13 protein-coding genes are annotated in these 18,195 nt (G+C 67.3%); 6 read left to right on the forward strand and 7 right to left on the reverse strand.

Annotated features, from left to right (window positions below; genetic code table 11):
- Positions 1-22: 22 nt before the first annotated feature.
- The 4 genes from OHQ90_RS03365 to OHQ90_RS03380 form a co-directional block, all read right to left on the reverse strand.
- Positions 23-1,167, reverse strand: a protein-coding gene (locus OHQ90_RS03365) for an IS3 family transposase (RefSeq protein ID WP_442941243.1) whose coding sequence is annotated in 2 segments (ribosomal slippage) — positions 23-900 and positions 900-1,167 — 1,146 coding nt in all. Because the reading frame shifts where the segments join, the coding sequence is not laid out codon by codon here.
- A 440-nt stretch (positions 1,168-1,607) separates the two neighbouring features.
- Positions 1,608-2,216, reverse strand: coding sequence for a PIN domain-containing protein (locus OHQ90_RS03370; protein ID WP_328407216.1), 609 nt, complete (start codon positions 2,214-2,216; stop codon positions 1,608-1,610).
- Between the two features lie 54 nt (positions 2,217-2,270).
- Positions 2,271-2,729 carry a helix-turn-helix domain-containing protein gene (locus OHQ90_RS03375; protein WP_328407218.1) on the reverse strand — a complete coding sequence of 153 codons (459 nt, stop codon included), beginning with the start codon at positions 2,727-2,729 and terminating at the stop codon, positions 2,271-2,273.
- A 641-nt stretch (positions 2,730-3,370) separates the two neighbouring features.
- Complete coding sequence (locus tag OHQ90_RS03380; protein ID WP_328407220.1) at positions 3,371-4,687, reverse strand: acetyl-CoA C-acetyltransferase; 1,317 nt, start codon at positions 4,685-4,687, stop codon at positions 3,371-3,373.
- 243 nt (positions 4,688-4,930) lie between these two features.
- Here OHQ90_RS03380 and OHQ90_RS03385 point away from each other — a divergent pair, with 243 nt between their 5' ends.
- Together OHQ90_RS03385 and OHQ90_RS03390 are read left to right on the forward strand one after the other, a co-directional pair.
- The gene (locus OHQ90_RS03385; protein ID WP_328407222.1) at positions 4,931-6,289 is read left to right on the forward strand and encodes a 3-oxoacyl-ACP reductase; all 1,359 of its coding nucleotides are present in this window, start codon (positions 4,931-4,933) and stop codon (positions 6,287-6,289) included.
- Positions 6,286-7,182 carry a MaoC/PaaZ C-terminal domain-containing protein gene (locus OHQ90_RS03390; protein WP_442941301.1) on the forward strand — a complete coding sequence of 299 codons (897 nt, stop codon included), beginning with the start codon at positions 6,286-6,288 and terminating at the stop codon, positions 7,180-7,182. The genes OHQ90_RS03385 and OHQ90_RS03390 overlap by 4 nt, the downstream gene beginning before the upstream one ends.
- Positions 7,183-7,259: 77 nt before the next feature.
- Here the strand turns inward: OHQ90_RS03390 and OHQ90_RS03395 are convergent, their stop codons facing one another.
- The 3 genes from OHQ90_RS03395 to OHQ90_RS03405 form a co-directional block, all read right to left on the reverse strand.
- Entirely contained in the window at positions 7,260-8,426 is a 1,167-nt protein-coding gene (locus OHQ90_RS03395; RefSeq protein WP_328407224.1) for a DUF5685 family protein, read from the reverse strand.
- 131 nt (positions 8,427-8,557) lie between these two features.
- Positions 8,558-9,157, reverse strand: a complete 600-nt coding sequence (locus OHQ90_RS03400) for a TetR/AcrR family transcriptional regulator (protein ID WP_328407226.1) — start codon at positions 9,155-9,157, stop codon at positions 8,558-8,560.
- A 302-nt stretch (positions 9,158-9,459) separates the two neighbouring features.
- Complete coding sequence (locus OHQ90_RS03405; RefSeq protein WP_328407228.1) at positions 9,460-10,629, reverse strand: glycoside hydrolase family 3 N-terminal domain-containing protein; 1,170 nt, start codon at positions 10,627-10,629, stop codon at positions 9,460-9,462.
- A gap of 314 nt (positions 10,630-10,943) precedes the next feature.
- On the opposite strand from OHQ90_RS03405, the gene OHQ90_RS03410 reads away from it, so the two are divergent.
- From OHQ90_RS03410 to OHQ90_RS03425, 4 genes are all read left to right on the forward strand, one after another.
- Positions 10,944-11,423 (forward strand): universal stress protein, encoded by a 480-nt coding sequence (locus OHQ90_RS03410; RefSeq protein ID WP_328407230.1) that lies wholly within the window; start codon positions 10,944-10,946, stop codon positions 11,421-11,423.
- A 245-nt stretch (positions 11,424-11,668) separates the two neighbouring features.
- On the forward strand, positions 11,669-12,763 hold the full coding sequence (locus OHQ90_RS03415) for an isochorismate synthase (protein WP_328407232.1): 1,095 nt from the start codon (positions 11,669-11,671) through the stop codon (positions 12,761-12,763).
- 299 nt (positions 12,764-13,062) lie between these two features.
- Complete coding sequence (locus OHQ90_RS03420; RefSeq protein WP_328407234.1) at positions 13,063-13,233, forward strand: DUF2613 domain-containing protein; 171 nt, start codon at positions 13,063-13,065, stop codon at positions 13,231-13,233.
- Between the two features lie 83 nt (positions 13,234-13,316).
- Complete coding sequence (locus OHQ90_RS03425; protein ID WP_442941439.1) at positions 13,317-18,116, forward strand: alpha-(1->3)-arabinofuranosyltransferase domain-containing protein; 4,800 nt, start codon at positions 13,317-13,319, stop codon at positions 18,114-18,116.
- Positions 18,117-18,195 lie beyond the last annotated feature (79 nt).

Here is an 18,195-nt window from a genome sequence, read left to right on the forward strand (position 1 = left end):
CCGGGTGGTATTCGATCCAGGTTCAGTTGATGTCGCAGGCCACGGGGTGGTGGGTGTGGCTGCAGCGGGCAGCGTACTCGGCCGGGGTGAGATAGCCCAGCGCCGAGTGACGGTGCCGCAGGTTGTGCTCGGTCTTGAAGTCGCCGATGACCACCCGGGCCTCGAGCAGGCTCGTCCAGTGGTTGCGGTTGAGGCACTCGGCGCGCAGCCGTCGGTTGAACGACTCGATGTAGCCGTTGTTCCACGGCGTCCCGGGCGGGATATAGGAGATACCCACCCGGTCGGCGCAGAACTGTTGCAGCGCTGCCGAAATCATCTCCGGCCCGTTGTCCATGCGCAGCACCAGCGGTGGGCCGCCTCGGGCGGTGAACACCTTCTCCAGCTCGGTCACGAGCTTCTCGGCGGTGATCGAGCGTTCCACGAGGTGCAGCACCGACTCGCGGGTGTGCTCGTCGATCATCGACGCGATCTTTACCGCCTTGCCGTCGACGGTCGAATCGAACTGGAAATCCAACGCCCACACCACTTTTGGTGCGTCGGCGTCGATCCTGGGCGCCGAGGAGGCGCCGGCCCGCTTGCGTGGTGAGTGCGCCCGCACCTGCAGCCCCTCGTCTTTCCACAACCGGTGCACCTTCTTCTTGTTCACCTCCCGGCCGTCGTCGTGGCGCAGCGCGGCCCAGGCACGGCGAAACCCATGGCCGGGATGTTTCGTGGCATAGGCGCGCAGCCAGGCCCGCAGATCGGCGTCCGGATCGGCCGGGGTCGCCGCGACCGGGATACGCCGGTAGGTGGCTCGGGCGAGCCCAACAACCTTGCACGCGAACCGTTCCGACAGGCTCTGAACTTCTCTGAGCATGTCCACGGCGCGGCGCTTGGCAGCCGGGCCTAGAATTTTCCCTTCGCAATCTCCCGCAACGCGTCCTTCTCCAACTCCGCATCGGCCAGCAGCCGCTTCAACCGCGTGTTCTGCTCCCGCAACTCCTTGAGCTCCTTGGCGGCGTCGGTGTCCATGCCACCGAACTGGCGGCGCCAGTTGTACAGCGTCGCCGCCGACACTCCCAACTCGGCCGCGATCTGTTCGCCGGTCTTGCCTTCCGCGGCCAACTCATCGGCGCGGCGCAGCTTGCGCACGATGTCCTCTGCGGAATGCCGCTTCCGACCAGCCATGTCACTCATCGTCCCTTCCAGCCCTCACCAGGGCCAACAGGACTCTAATATCAAGCGGTCTCATTCATTGGGGACGGGCCAGGACCGCCTCCGACGCACGGCGACACTTCGACGCAATCTGCGCGCTCTACGACGCCGCGTTCTCGCAACCGCCGTTCGTGTGGCCGGACACCGAGTCGCAGCGCCACCGGAAGATGCTGACTGGCATGATCGAGTCGCCGGACTTCGGAATCGCGATAGCCGCCGCTGCGGACACATTGATCGGATTCGTCTACGGGACAACGCTTTCGACTACGACCGGATGGTGGAAGGGATTCCAGCAGCAGGTCCCTGCGGAGGTGACGGCCGAGTGGCCCGGCCGCACCTTCGCAGTCATAGATCTCGTTTCGACATCGCGGCGCGCCTGCCCAATCAGAGCGTCGACCGCTGGACGTCGCGGGCTACGGCAACTTGCCCTTCAGAAGGCGGGCAACGTCGACATTCTGTAGATACCGTCGGATGCGTTCGCCGAATTCGGGTGCGCCCGCAGATTTCAGCGCCTCGGGGAGGGACTTGCCGTCTCTCCTAACCCAGTAGACGAGCTGTTCCCGCATGGCGATCTGTACCAGTTCCGGCCTGGAGTCGTCGACAAGCTCGAAAAAATCGTCAGCTGTGTAGATCTCGTATGGAAGCTCGTCAAGGTTGTTGAAGTCTTTGTCATTTGCTGTCAGGACGATATCGGCACCAGCGTGGACAGCCGCGGCATGGATGTGCGCGTCTCCGGGGTCACGGTACACAAGCGTTTCGTCGACATGGTAGCCCCTGATGAGGGCGCCGTCACCAAAGGTTTCCTCGATCTTTCGACGGATCCCGCCCACCTGCTTATCGGAGAGGAAGGGGTTGTCCTTGCGCTTGTGGTAGACGACCTCAGCCATGACGTCTTCGGTCCAGAGGACCTCGAACATGCCGTGGCCGCCACGTAGGTACAGCAGCGATAACCAGTCACGAAGGGTCCTTGAATAGAGGATATTTGCATCGACAAGGACCCTGGTTACCCGCCCGCTGACCATGGCGGACATGCTACAAGCGGGTGGGCACCGCGACTGGTCGAAAACCGGTGGCGCTCAATCAATGACGCCGAGCTCATCCTCGAGTGCTCGCAGCTCATCGAATGCCTTGCTCTGCGCAGCCAGTTGACTTCTCCGGTAGGCAAGCACGTCTTTGCTGTAGAGCCGGGCATGTGAGCCGACCTTGTGCGACGCGATCTTGCCGTCCTTGATGAGCTTCATCAACGTTGGTCGCGACACTCGTAGCATCTGCGCAGCGGTAGTGGTAGTGACCTCGTTGGGGATGCTGCCGACTGTGATCGTGCAGCCGCGACTAACCAGATCGACAACCTGCATGACAAGCTTGGCCAGTTCAGCCGGCATCCGCACGTGCTGATCAGCATTTGGGCCGACGACCACGTCCACCGTCTTGCTTGTCGAGGCCGAGCCGACCAGTCGCTCTACGAGGGCCTTTACATCGCGCGCCTGCTGGATTTCACTGGAGCCGATCGGCACGAGAGCCTTGTCCTCACGCATCAATATGTCCACTGGTTCGACCCCCTTCTGTTGTCAGACGTATCTAAATCTGACTAAATCTTACGCACCTTACACATATATGTGCAACCAATTTTCGCTTATATGTGCAAGGGCGATGGTCGCTGAGCTGCGCGGATAGGTCCGGCGGTGTGCAGAGCCCCACGACTCTGCCCGAGCACCGCCTCTATCAGCGGCTCTCTTGATCCTTGTGTCGCCAGAACATGGCAAGCACTTTCCGCGCGACCTCGCGGCGGTCTTTATCGCGGGCGAAGACCCCGGCGAGGCTCAGGACGTACATCAAGGCGCAAGACACACAGCGCGATGGTCCCGCCACCGGTGGCAATACCAGAGAAAGCTCCAAACACGATGGACCCCAGTTGGTTTGGAGATGACCTCACGCTCGAGTGACGTCGCGGCCGGGCGGTCCGGCATGGATACGACAAAAGGGGTATCCGATCGGGAAACCGACCGAATACCCCTCTCGTCGTGTGCTCACTTTCAGCCGTCCCTACAGGACAACTGATTTCGTCAGCACATGGGTAACTCACCGGGTACCGGCGAACTCACCCATCACCTCTCCGCCGGCCGCCGACGCCACCCTTGCGGCACCCGAGTCCGGCCTGAAGACGCGGAGAGGCGGGTTAGCGCTCCAGGATGGCTACGACACCCTGACCACCCGCAGCGCAGATGGAGATCAGCGCGCGGCCGGATCCCTTCTCCGCCAGCATCTTCGCGGCGGAGGCGACGATGCGGCCGCCGGTGGCGGCGAACGGGTGGCCCGCGGCGAGCGAGGAGCCGTTGACATTGAGCTTGCTGCGGTCGATCGAGCCGAGCGCGCCGTCGAGGCCGAGGCGCTCCTTGCAGTAGGCGTCGGACTCCCAGGCCTGCAGGGTCGCGAGCACCACGGAGGCGAAGGCTTCGTGGATTTCGTAGTAGTCGAAGTCCTGCAGAGTCAGGCCGTTGCGGGCCAGCATGCGGGGCACCGCGTAGGTCGGGGCCATCAGCAGGCCGTCGGGGCCGTGGATGTAATCGACGGCGGCGACCTCGCTGTCCACCAGGTGCGCGAGCACCGGCAGGTTGCGCTCGGCGGCCCATTCATCGCTGGACAGCAGCACCGCGGAGGCGCCGTCGGTCAGCGGGGTGGAGTTGCCCGCGGTCATGGTGGCCGCGCCCGCCTTCACACCGAAGACCGGCTTCAGGGTGGCCAGCTTCTCGACGGTCGAGCCGGGGCGCAGGTTGTCGTCGCGGGTCAGGCCGAGGAACGGGGTGATCAGGTCGTCGAAGAAGCCACGGTCGTAGGCGGCCGCCATGTTCTTGTGCGACAGGTAGGCCAGCTCGTCCTGCGCCTCGCGGGCGACACCGAACTCCTTGGCGGTGATGGCGGCGTGCTCACCCATCGACAGCCCGGTGCGCGGCTCGGCGTTGCGCGGGATCTCGATGCCGAGCATGCCGGGACGCAGCTGGCCGACCAGCTTGAGCCGGTCCTTGTTGCTCTTGGCGCGGTTGGCGTCGAGCATCCACTCGCGCATGCCTTCGCTGACGCCGATCGGAGCGTCGGAGGTGGTGTCGGTGCCACCGCCGACACCCGCGTCGATGCGACCGGCCGCGATCGCATCACCGACGGTGACGATCGCCTGCAGGCCGGTGCCGCAGGCGAGCTGCAGGTCGTGGGCCGGGGTGTAGGGGCTGAGCTTGCTGCCGAGCACGCTCTCGCGGACCATGCCGTGCTCGCCGACGCGCTTGAGCACCGCGCCGCCGACGACCATGCCGAGGCGCTCGCCCTGCAGGTTGAACCGGCTGACAAGGCCGTCGAGCGCGGCAGTGAACATGTCCTGGTTGGAGGCGTGGGCGTAGGCCTTGTCGGAGCGGGCGAACGGAATCCGGTTGCCGCCCACGATCGCAACCGGGCGGGGGGCCTTCTTGGCCGTGCTCTTCGCCGAACGGGCTTTGGTTGTCACTCGAGTCTCCAGGTCTCGTCGGGGTTGGCCGGCGCCCCGGTGCTCGCACGGAAATTTCCGTGCGGATCGGCGCACCGTCGCGTTGGTTTACTTTAAACTTACTCTGGAGTAAGTTTGTTGTCGACACCGTACCCCGCGCAAGTGCGTAATTTCGCCTGGGGACGTGCAGTGAACGAGCAACACCGGTCGGCCGGCAGCCACCGGCGAGTCGAGCACACACACGACACAGAAAAGGGAGAAACAGTGGCAGCGAACAAGAGCAAGGGTGCTCCCAACCTCTACGGATCGTTCGTACACTCTGCCCCCGGACAGTTCCTGGCGAGCAAGCTGGGCCTGCCGCAGCCGCAGACCCTGCGCCGCTACACCAAGGGCGAGCCGCCGCTGCCCGGCCCGGTGCTGCTCGGCGGCAAGGGCCGCGTCGCAGAGCCGGTGCGCACCCTGCTGTCGGACTACACCTTCGCCGACGCACCGAGCCAGGGCGCGAAGTACGGTGCGCTGGTCTTCGACGCCACCGGCATCGGCTCGATCGAGGACCTTTCGCAGCTCTACGAGTTCTTCCAGCCCGCCATGCGCAGTGTCGCCGCGTCGGGCCGCATCGTGGTGATCGGCACCACCCCCGAGCTCACCGCGAGCGTGGACGAGCAGATCGCCCAGCGCGCGCTGGAGGGCTTCACCCGCAGCGTCGCCAAGGAACTGCTGCGCGGCGCCACCGCCCAGCTGGTGTACCTGCACCCGGAGGCGGCCCCGACCGCGACCGGACTGGAATCCACCCTGCGCTTTCTGCTTTCGGCCAAGTCGGCGTTCGTCGACGGCCAGGTCATCCGGGTCGGCAAGGACGACGCGGCCGCGCCCGCCAGCTGGGATCGCCCGCTCGAGGGCAAGGTCGCCGTGGTCACCGGCGCGGCCCGCGGCATCGGCGCGACCATCGCCGAGGTGTTCGCCCGTGACGGCGCCACCGTGATCGTCGCCGACATCCCAGCCGCGGGCGAGGCGCTCTCGGCCACCGCCAACAAGGTCGGCGGCACCGCGCTCGCACTGGACGTCACCGCGCCCGACGCCGCGGAAAAGCTGGCCGAATTCGCCACCGAACGTTTCGGCGGCATCGACATCGTCGTGCACAACGCGGGCATCACCCGTGACAAGCTGCTCGCCAATATGGACGAGGGCCGCTGGAAATCGGTCATCAACGTGAACCTCGCTGCGCCGCACCGCATTACCGAGGGCCTGGTCGCCCGTGGCGCGCTCAAGGAAGGTGGCCGCGTGATCGACGTGTCCTCCATCGCGGGCATCGCGGGCAACCGCGGTCAGACCAACTACGGCGCCTCCAAGGCCGGTGTCATCGGCATGGTCAACGCCGAGGCGCCGAAGCTGGCCGAGAAGGGCATCACCATCAATGCGGTCGCGCCCGGCTTCATCGAGACCGCGATGACCGCCGCCATCCCGCTTGCGACCCGTGAGGCGGGCCGCCTGATGAGCTCGCTGCTGCAGGGCGGCGAGACCGTCGACGTGGCCGAGACCATCGCCTACTTTGCGAGCCCGGCGTCGAACGCGGTGAGCGGCAACGTGGTTCGGGTCTGCGGGCAGAGCCTGATCGGAGCATGATGGCACGGGCGGGAACAGGTCGGGAGAAGACGCAGTTGATCACACTTACCGAACCTCCGAAGAACAGCAGCCTGTTCGTCAAGGCCGCACTCGGCGCGGTCCCGGTGCCGCTGGTCTCGGCACGCAAGTCCACCCTGCCGGATCGGACCGTCCGGCTCGAGGGTTTCAAGGTGGACCCGGACCACCTTGCCGCGTACTGCCGGGCGACCGGACTGCGGTTCAACGACTCGCTGCCGCTGACCTACCCGTTCATCCTGAGCTTCCCGCTTGCCATGCAACTGGTGGTGGCGCGCGACTTTCCGTTCGTCGCGGTGGGTGCGGTGCACGCACAGAACCTGATCGAGCGCACCCGCGAGATCTCGGTGAGCGAGCCGCTGGACTTCACGACGCACATCGAGAACCTGCGCGAGCACCCGAAGGGTCTGCTCGTCGATGCGGTAACCGAGGTCAACGTCGGCAGGGAGCTGGTGTGGCGTCAGGTCACCACCTTCCTGCACCAGCAGCGCACCTCACTGTCGGGTGGACCGAAGCCGGAGCCGAAGCCGGACGAGGTTCCGCCGCCGCCGCTGCGCACGATGCGGGTGGATCAGAAGACGATCACCCGGTACGCGTCCGCGTCCGGTGATCACAATCCGATCCACACTTCCGCGTTGGGCGCCAAGGCTTTCGGCTTCCCGAAGGCGATCGCGCACGGCATGTGGTCGGCGGCGAACATCCTCGGCAATATCGAGGGCCGCATCCCGGAGCAGACGACCTACGCGGTCAAGTTCGGCAAGCCGATTCTGCTGCCGTCCACGGTGAACGTGTACGCGGATCAGGTCGACGGTGGCTGGGATCTGGCGTTGCGCAACCCGAAGAAGGGTTACCCGCACCTGACTGCCACGCTGCGCTGAACAAAGCTGGAGCCGGAGCCGCACCTCGAATGCAGGTGCGGCTCCGGCTTTTCCGGCACGCTGTCGACGACAATGTCTCAGCAGTCGCAGCCGCAGTCACAGCAATTGCCGCAGTCACAGCAATTACCACAGCAGTCACCACAATCGCAGCAGTTACCGCAGTCGCAATTCTTGATCCAGGCGTCTTTGCGCCGGCCGGAGCACGGGCTGGTGTGGTCGGCGCAGCAGGCGTGGCCGGTGCAGTAGACACCTAGGACCAAGGCGAGAGCTTCGCCCAGGCCGGGGCGGCGCGTCGGCGGGCGGTGCCCGGTGTTGGGCGGACCGGGGTACTGCAAGGTCACCTTGTCGCGGGATGTGTTGCAGGCGTTAGCAGTTGCGCCGACGCCGCGGCCCACCTTGCGTACCAGGGCGTGCAGCGGGTCCAGCAGCATCCAGCGGACGGTTGGCACCTGATCCAGCCCGGCCGCGGAGACGGCCGCGCGGACCTGAGAGTCCGATTGCCGCAGTAGGTCATAAGCCTCCGGCATGGTCGTTCCGGTGGCCGCGAGCGGGTTGAACCGACCGCGCGTGCTGTCCGCGTCGAAATCCTCGACAGCGTCGGCGAGATGCGCGATACGGCCGAAATGTCTACCCGCCTCGCGCAATGCGGCGATGTTCTCCGGACGGTCGGCCAGCACCGCGGTGTGCCCGAACAATTCCGAGGCACAGATCTGGGTCGGTGCGGTCAGCTGATCCAGGGTCGGCCGTGCGCGCGTCGACTGTGCACCACCCACGCGACGTTCGAGTTCGACCTGCGAATCTATCGCGGCGACAAGAGGTTCCACGTTCAGCCCGATCAGGCTCGCCTGCGAACGTGCCCGCTCGGCCCACCGGCCGGAAACCTTGGCCATCGGCCGTCTGGTCAGCGCCGAACTGTCACCGTCCTGGACATGATCGCGAATCTTGGCCGCGCCCAACAACAGTGATGCCGTCGATGCCAGCAGCACACCCGGCGAGTCGGCAGCGGCAACCGTGGCCCGCTGCATGCCGCGCAACGCGCACGGCCCCGCGGCGGTCCGCGCCATCGGCCCGGAGAGCTGAGCCTCGGTCAGCACGCTCAGCACGATCGCATCGGTATTGGTCGCCGTCCGCGCCAACTGCCCGTGCCCGTCGCGCAATCCCAGACACAGCCCACACATATGGGTGCGCCACTCCGTCGCGTCGATGCCGTACTTCTCCGCGCCATGCGAACACGGCCGCAACATCCCGAACAATTCCGCCCCGTCCCTCCCCGGCTGCCACCGAATCAGCCGGTCCTTACTCGATGAACTCCCGCACTCTGTCAGCCCGTCGACGACGTGGCAAGCCGAGCGGCAATCATCTCGCCAGAGCCGAGCTACTCGGCTTTCTTGCGACCCGCGAGGCCGCGCCAGGCGAGGTCGTCGAGGAGGTCGACGGCTTCGCCGACTTCGATCCCCCCGGCGGCCACGCGGTCGGCGATCGCTTCGCCCGCGCCGATGACCGCTACGGCCACCACGTCGAAGTTGGTGCCAGGCTCGGCATGCTTCGCGCTGGACTCGAGCAGTTTGGCGGTGAGCTCGATGACGCGCTCGCGGGCGTTCTCGATCTCCGAGGCGAAGGCTTGCTGCCCGATCGCCTGGCGGTAGAGGACCTGCCAGGAGCGACGGTTGCTGTCGACGAAACCGAGGAAACCCTCCAGCGCGGTACGGACCTGCTCGTGCGGGGACAACTGCGGGTTGCCCGCCGGTGCCACCGACTCGATGAATCGCAGCCCCTCGCGCTGGATGCAGGCGCGGAACAACTCGTCCTTGGAGCCGTAGTAGAGATACAGCATCGGCTTGGAGATCTTGGCCTCGGCGGCGATCGCATCCATCGAGGTGTCGTGGAAGCCTTTGCGCGAGAACACCTCGACCGCGGCGTCGAGCATCTGCTGCTCACGAACCGCCCGAGGAAGTCGCTTCGTCCCGCCAGCCATCCACTCTCCTACCGCATGGTGAAGTTCCTATATTACTCCAAGGTAAGTTCCGTGGGTTGGATTTGCTCACCAGTCGCCCGATATCGCGGTGATGAGATGTCACAACGCCAGGGACGATCCGCCGACCCGGAGTTGATCGGCCCGGTGATCATGCCGGACTCGACGCGTCCCGTCACCTGACTCTGTACATCTCTGGGAACGCCGGGCGATCACGGATCGAGCCCGCGCTCCGCACACACGACAACCGCCGTCCCCGATCACTGCGGGACGGCGGCCTCGGACAACACGGCTCGAGCGTCAGCTCAGCAGGTCAGCGCGCCCTTGTAGCGCGCGATACGCAGCACAGAGGCATCGACGCGGGCGGCAGGCAGGCGACCGCTCGACACCGCCTCTTCGAGACGATCGAGCACCTGCGGTACCGCGTCGGTGGTTATCCACAGGGCGTTGTCGGCGCCCGCGACCAGCGCCGCCTCGACCGCCTCCTCGATACTCATCCGGCTGGTGATCGCGGCCATGCCGCCGAGATCGTCGGTGAAGATGACGCCACGGAAAGGCGCGGCGCCGTATCCGGTGCCGTCCCGCAGCAGCGACATGGCCTCGGGACTGATACTGGCGGGGATGCCGGGGGTGGTGAGGCCGGGCACGTCGAGATGACCGACCATGACCGCAGCGCCGGAGTTGATCAGGGTGCGGAACGGAGCGAGGTCGACGGTCTGCAGTTGGTCCAGCGGCGGGGTGCGAACCGCGCCCGTGTGGGAGTCACCGGAGCCGGAGCCGTGGCCCGGGAAGTGCTTCATCACCGTGCCGACGCCGACCTCGCGCATGGCGCGGATGTAGGCGTCCGCGTAGCGGGTCACCACGGCCGGATCATCGGAGAACGAACGGTCACCGATGACGGAATCGTCGGGCTGGCTGCTCACGTCCACGTCGGGCGCGAAATCCACCGTCACGCCGAGGTCCTTCAGCGCCTTGCCCCTGGTCAGCGTGGCGTCGTAGAACTGTTCGGGCGTCATGGTCTGCGCGGTCACCCGTGCCGAGGGCGCGACGCCGATCAAGTCCTTGACTCGAGAGACGCGGCCGCCCTCCTCATCGATGGTCACCATCAGCGGAACCTTGGCCGCGGCCGTGACCTGGCCGATCTGACCGTCGGCCAGCAGTGCCTGCTCCGTCCAGCCGCCGACGAAGATACCGCCCACCTGTTCGGTGCCCACCACATTCGTGGCATCGGCGGCGCCGGTGACCCCGACGGTCAACAGCTGCGCCAGCTTCTGACGTGGCGTGAATCGCGCGAGATAGTCGGCCGCGCAATCCGGTTTTGCCGATGCAGTGCCGGGTACCCCCGATGCGGATCCCGGCAGCGCGTCGGTCGGCTGCGCCCGCGAGGTTGTCGTGGCGGTAATGGTGTCACCGCTCGAGCACGAGGTCGCGACGGCGGCGAGGATAGCGAGCAGAACGAGAGGCGTCTTCCGCATGAGTGTCAACGGTAATCGCAGACCCCGACGCGTCGGGGTGCGACCCGCCGCAGCGGACGAGCGCCCTACCCTGCCCAGTTGGGTTTACGGTGACCAGCTGCGGTGTTGGGCGACCGATCGCGCGGCTGGCCGGTCCGGTGCGGGGATTCGCTTGGCCCCGAACAGTATTCCGGCAATCGGGGCGCCGGCCGCCTGCCTACATCGACCATTCACCCATTTCGTGCGGCCGATTGCCCGCGCGCGGCGCGGCCGCCACAGTGACCTCCCGGAGTAGCCTGATTGCGTAGCCATGTGACTCCGACCAGGAGGTCATCGTGCCCTGCGATCTGATGCTCATTGCTTATGACGGCTCCGAGAATGCCAAGCGGGCCATCGAATACGCCGGACGGTTCCTTTCCGCGAACCGGGCCGTGGTGCTGACCGCATGGGAACCGATGGTGCGCCAAGCCGCGCGCCTGTCCGGCCTGTCCGGAGTGATGCAGCCGGAATGGGTGCCCGACGAAGAGGTCGAGGACATCGCCTACGTCGACGCCCGCAGCGTGAACACCGAGGGCGTCCGGCTGGCCAAGCTCGCCGGCCTGAATGCCGAGGCGCGCACCACCGAATGCACCACGACGATCTGGAACGCCATTGTCGAATGCGCCGACGACCTCGACGTCGACATCATCGTCGCAGGCACTCGTGGCGCCACCGGCATCCGCGCCCTGCTGCACAGCAGCGTCGCCGACGCCGTCCTCAAGCACTGCCACCGGCCCGTCCTGATGGTGCCGCCGGGCAAGGAGCCCCGGCGCTAGCCCGACGAGTGGCAGCTCGTGGAGAGACTCCGCGGCATGTTGCAGCGGCCATGCGCCACCGACTCGGCGGCGCGACCGCAGCGGTGAGATATGGGTCGCTGATGGGCGGTGCGTGCGGGGTGGCGGTGTTAGGCGGCTGCCTCGCCTTCGCTCGGCCCGGCGCAATAGCGGCTGCCTCGCCTTCGCTCGGCCCGGCGCGACTGGCGACGGACTCCGTCCGGCAGTGCGATTAGGGTCGAGGGATCATGGACGGTTTTCTGCTCGCTCAGCCAGGTGGTGTTGTTCGCGCGTCCGGTAGGCGGATCGCGTTCGACGAACCGACGCGAGCGGTGGCGGCACTGCGCGACGGCACCGCGAAGCTGGTGGTCGGCGCGCTGCCGTTCGATCCGCGGCAGCCCGCCGCGCTGAGCGTCCCGGAACGGGCACAGCACACTGCGGGACCATGGCGGCCCGCCGCCCTGCCCGAGCTACCCGCGGTGGCGGTGGTCACCGAGATACCCAGTCCGGCAGAGCATGTCGCGCGGGTGACGAAGCTGGTCGAGCAGTTGCAGGATCCTGGGCAGCGGCTGCGCAAGGTCGTTGCCGCCAGATCGGTACTGGCGCAGGCACAGGATGTACTCGATCCGGAGTTGGTGGCCGGACATCTGCTCACCAGGCATCCGCACGCCAATGTGTTCGCGGTCGACCTGACACCCGCGGGACGAGCAGGTGTCACGCTGGTCGGCGCTACGCCGGAAGTTCTGGTCGCGCGCCATGGCACCACCGTCACGCTGCGGCCGCTCGCAGGCACGCTGCCACGGCTCGCCGATCCCGAGGCGGACGCGGCGCAGGCACGCGAATTGTTGGCCAGCGACAAGAATCGTGACGAGCATGCCTTCGTCGTCGACTGGATCCGGGAGAAACTCACCCCGGTGTGCGCGCAGCTGAGCATCCCCGACGGTCCGGAGCTGATCAACACCCATGAGGTCTGGCACCTCGCCACACCGATCACCGGCCGACTGCGCGACCCCGCGACCACCGCCCTGGATCTGGCGCTGCTGCTGCATCCCACACCGGCGGTCTGCGGGACGCCGACCGACTTGGCACTCGACACGATCACTCACATGGAAGAGGACCGCGGCTTCTACGGCGGCGCGGTGGGCTGGTGCGACGAGTACGGCGATGGCGAGTGGGTTGTCGCCATCCGCTGTGCGGAACTCTCGGCCGACGGCCGCTCGGTGCGCGCCTTCGCGGGCGGCGGCATCGTCGCCGCCTCCGATCCACACGCCGAACTCGACGAGACCACAGCCAAACTCCGCACCCTGCTCGGCAGCCTGCACTGCGCGATCCCGGAAGGCTGATCCGGTTCCAACAAGCGGTCCGCCGACGGCGGCCCGAGAACGTGCCCATTCGACCCGGAGTCACAGCCACCACCGCGACATCCATGACGGAATACAGCGCCGTGCGGATCGACAAGCTTGTCCGTCGGCTCCGGGCCGTAACCGCGCCGGATGGATCGTTTGTCGAGCGGTCGCAATCGGTGGATGTCAGCGGCTGCGCCCGTTGATGTCGGTTATCGACGGGCTGAACGCACGCGAAGCGCAGTGTTACTGCTAGGTTGACCCGGAATGTGCCTGCATCGATGTATTGGAGTGCCGCGATGAAGTTTGCTGTCCCTGGTGTTGCGAGTGCGGTCGCCGGCGCCGTGCTGGGCGCGATCGCGGTGTTGATCATCACCGTGGCTGTGCAGCAGAACACGCGTCCGGACATCGACCACACCGGTGATTCCGACTCCTCGCTGCTCAACAGCGTCGAGTACGGCAGCCGCTGACCTCCGCTTCATCCGCCGACTCGCTCGGCTCCTCCGCAGCGGCGCCCAGCCGAGACGGCGGGCCGCACGGCTCGGGTCGCGAGATCGGCGCCGCCCCGCTCGGTAGACGATGGTTCGTCGGGACCGTGGTCGCGGCGTTCCTGCTGACGTTTCTGCAGGCGCCCGGCCGCACGGTCGCCGACACCAAGTACGACCTGGCGCAGAATCCGCTGGGTTTCCTCGAACGCGCCGCCCACCTGTGGAGCAGTCAGGCCCCGATGGGCCAGGTGCAGAACCAGGCGTACGGGTACTTCTTTCCGCACGGCGCGTTTTTCTCCGCAGGGCATGTACTCGGTTTGCCCGCCTGGGTGACACAACGGATCTGGTGGGCACTGCTGCTGCTCGCCGGGTTCTGGGGCATCATCCGGCTCTGCGAGACACTCGGCATCGGCAGCCGCGGGTCCCGCATTATCGCGGCTGTCGCCTTCGCACTGTCGCCGCGCGTACTGACCACCCTCGGCTCGATCTCCTCGGAGACGCTGCCGATGATGCTCGCACCGTGGGTCCTGCTCGGTCCCGCCGCGCTGGGCACCGCATACCGCCGCCGCGGCGCGACCTCCCCCGCAGGCAGCGCGCTCGCGCTGGCACTGATGGGTTCGGTCAACGCGGTGGCGACCGTCGCCGCCTTCCTGCCCGCACTGTTGTGGTGGGCGGCCGCCTCGCCACTGTTCAACCCGGCACGCACCGCTCGGCGGAGCACGCCGGGCTGCACATCAGCAGCGGCTACCTCAGCTCCGGCGCACGGCTCGGACCGAACCCGGCCCGGCAGCGCATCAGCGGCGAGCGGCTCACCGCTACCCAGGCAAGCGCAACACCCGGGCGGAACTGGCATCGAGCGTGCTCGTTCGGCGTCCCGTCAGGCGAATCGAGACTGGTGGCGGTTCACCCGGGCGTGGATTCCACTGCTCATGCTCGCCACGTTCTGGTGGGCGGTGCCACTGCTGCTGCTCGGCAAGGTGAGCCCGCCATTTTTGGATTACATCGAATCCTCGGGGGTGACCACCCAGTGGGCGTCGCTCGGTGAGGTGCTGCGCGGCACCGACAGCTGGACGCCGTTCGTGTCGCCGGAACGCATCGCGGGCGCGGTGCTGGTCACCCAGCCCGCGGCCGTACTCGCGACCGGGCTGCTCGCGGCGGCGGGGATGGCAGGGCTTGCCATGCGATCGATGCCGTATCGGGGCCGGCTCGCACTCATTCTGATCGTCGGCCTTGTCGGGATTTGCGCCGGTTACGCGGGCGAGTTGAGCGGACCGTTCGCGGAGTCGGTGCGGACCTTCCTGGATTCCGGCGGTGCACCACTGCGCAATGTGCACAAGCTGGAGCCGTTGATCCGGCTTCCGCTCGTGCTCGGCCTCGCGCATCTGCTTGCCAGGGTGCCGCTGCCCGCTGCGGTGCCGATGCCGGTATGGCGCAGTGCGTTCGCGCATCCGGAGCGGGATCGGTCGGTGGCGGTGGCCGCGCTGATTCTCACTGCGCTGGTGCTGTCCACCTCGCTGGCGTGGACAGGGAAGTTGGCGCCACGTGGTTCCTACGAGCACATCCCCGAGTATTGGCAGCACACCGCGGACTGGCTGGCACACAACGCCTCCGATACCCGCGCGCTGATCGTGCCCGGCGCACCGTTCGGCAGTCAGGTATGGGGACTGACCCGTGACGAACCGCTGCAGGCGCTCGCGAGCACGCCGTGGGCGGTACGGGACGCCGTGCCGCTGAACCCGCCCGGCACCATCCGCGCGATGGATTCGGTGCAGCGGCTGATCGCCGACGGCAGGCCATCGACCGGACTCGCCACGACACTCGCCGATCAGGGCATCGGAATCCTGGTGCTGCGCAACGATCTCGACCCGGAAACCTCCCGCTCGACCCGGCCGATGCTGGCGCACCAGGCGCTCGACGGCTCGCCGGGGCTGACAAAGGTGACCGAATTCGGCGCGCCCATCGAGACGGCCGTCATCGCCGAGGACCTGGTCGCGGATGGCGACCTGCGCCCCGTGTACCCGGCCATCGAGATCTACCGGGTCGACGTGCCGCCGCCGGGAACTCCCGCCGACGTCCGCAGCGGGCCGGGTGCCCCGAAATCTTTTCCCGGCGCCTACACGGTGCCGCTGGCGACGGTGCCGGTGATCCAAGGCGGGCCCGAAGTGCTGGAACGGCTGCGGCGCGACCGCGGAAAGGCCGATACACCGGTACTTCTCGCGTCCGACGCGAGCAAAGCCGGGCTGCCGATCGGTCCGTTGACCGTGACGGATACCCCGATGGACCGGGAAGCCGATTTCGGCAGGGTCGACAACCATAATTCCGCGCTGCGCGCCACCGAGGACGCCCGCCGCACCCACAATCTGGTGCCGGACTACCCGGTGCCCGGTGCGGATTTGGTGCGCGGGGAATGGTCGGGCGCGACGATCACCGCGTCCAGCTCGGCGGGCGATGCCACCCAGCTCGGCGGCGCGGCGCCGGGCAGCTCCACCGCGGCGGTGGTCGACGACGACCCGTCGACCGCGTGGATCAGCAACGGCATCGAACGCGCACTCGGACAATGGCTTCGACTCGACCTCGACCAGCCGATCAGCTCCGGACTGCTGCACCTGTCCACCAGTGCCGCCGCGATCGGGGACCCCGTGAAATGGGTGGAGGTGCGCACTGCGAACGGCAGCGTCTCGGCCCGGATATCCGAACCCGGTGCGCCGGTGTCCATCTCGCTGCCCGCCGGACGGACGAACTGGCTGTCCATCACCGCCATCCGAACCGAAACCGGCACGCGGGGTGGACAGTTCGGCATCAGTGAAATCACGCTGGAGGACTACACCGTCCGTGACAAACCGGTGCGCGTCGATATCCGGCATCGGACCGTGCTGCCACCGCCGCCGTCCGGCGCCCAGGTGCAGGCATGGGATCTCGGGCAGGAATTCCCCGGCCGCAGTGCCTGTTTCGATGCGCCGGATCGAGTGCGGTGCAGCAAGGGGCTCGCCCTCGCCCCGGAGGAACCCGGCACTTTCGAACGCACGATCTCGGTTCCCGCACCCGTGACGGTCACCCCGCAGCTGACCGTCCGCACCAGGCAGGGGCCAGCTTTGGCGGCACTGCTCACCGACCACACCCGACCGGTGGCCCGCGGCCGAGCCGATGTCGGTGATCTGCGCGGCTCCGCGTTCGCGGCCACCGACGGTGATCCGCGCACCAGCTGGACCGCACCGGAGGGTTCGGTCCGTAACCTCACCGGCGGCAAGCCGACACTGACGATCGAGCTGCCGGAGCCTGCCCTCGTGACCGGGCTGGAACTGACCTCCTCCGCGGGCGGACTGCCCGCCGCACCCACCGCGGTGGTGGTCAATCTGGGTGACGGGCCGCAGGTGCGTGAAATCGAGCCGCGAGAGCCGGGCGCACCCGTCCGAATCTCGCTGCACCCCAGCGTCACCGACCGCATCGAACTCAGTGTGCAGACATGGCAAGACGTGCTCGACCGCACCGCGCTCGGCTTCGTCGTCACCCAGCCGCCCGGGCTCGCAGAGGTCACCGTGCTGGGGCCGGACTACCCCGTACCGGCCGCGCTCGATCGGCACATCACCATTGCGTGCACGGACGGACCCACGATCGCCCTCGGCGGACGCTTCGTCCACACCACTCTCACCGCAACCGTCGACGAGCTACGCTCCGGCGCACCGATCGCCGCCCGGGTCTGCCCGAATTCCGAACTACCCCAGCCTGATTCCGAGAGTTCCGACATCGCCGTCGCACCCGGCCGAGCCGACGTCACCGTCGCACCCACCGATCTCTTCTTCGTCGACCGACTACGCCTGGACCGGACCGATCTCACCACCGAGGCGAGGACCGACGCCGAGAACCCGGCACAGACCGGCTCGAATGCCCCGCTAGCGCCGGACGCCCAGCAGTTACCCGCGTCCGAGGCCGACACGCAGCGTCGAGAAGATTCGATGCCCGGCACCCGACTGCTGGTGCTGCCGCTCAGCAACAACGTCGGCTGGCGGGCGCAGACAGCGGACGGCACCATCCTCGACCCTGTCATCGTCGACGGCTGGCAGCAGGCCTGGCTTGTTCCCGCAGCCGCCAAGGGCCCATTCACCATCGAGTTCCCCGCAGATCGCTGGTACCGCCTCGGCATCTTCGGTGGGCTGCTGCTCCTGATCCCCCTTGTCGCACTCGCGATCCCGCTTCGACCACGCAAGCATCGGAAGCCGATCGGCATTGGGACATCACCTGATACGGCCGTCCCCGCGGACTCGGACGTGGCACGCGACTCCTCGGATATCGACCGCACGGACTCGCGCGCCGACCACGCCGCCTCGGATGTCGATCCCACAGGCTCGAGCGACAACCACACCACAGGGGACGCCGATCCCACAGGCTCGAGCGACAACCACACCACAGGGGACGTCAACCTCACCGACTTGCGCGACAACCACACCGGCGAAAACGTCGACCCCACCGACTCCAGCGACAACCACACCGCTTCGGACGCCGCACACTCCAGCTTCGCCACGGGCCAGACCCCCGGCACCGAAGATCGATCCACTCCTGTCAACCGGAGCAATCGCCTGCTCGGGGAGATCGGGCTGAGCGCAGCCATCACCGTGATCGCAGGACCGGTCGGAACCGTTTTGACGATCGCGGGTATCGCAGGGGCCAGATTCGCCCCCCGTGCGGTGTCGAAAAGCCTTGCGGCCCTGGCTGGTCTGGGGACCGCTGTCGCCGCAGCGGCGCTGTCCACCGGACCGTGGCGTGCCCCTGGCGGATACATGGGCGGCTCGCTGTGGGTGCAGGTGCCCGCGCTGATCGCCGTGATCGCGGTGGGAGTCGCCGCGCTCGCACCGCGTAAGACCGACTGACACACGGACAAGCCGATAGCCGGGAGACTTCCCGGCCGCTGCCGCGCCGCACACGCACGAACGAATCCGACGCTGCGGC

The sequence above is a fragment of the Nocardia sp. NBC_00403 genome, from assembly GCF_036046055.1.
Taxonomy (GTDB): Bacteria; Actinomycetota; Actinomycetes; order Mycobacteriales; family Mycobacteriaceae; genus Nocardia.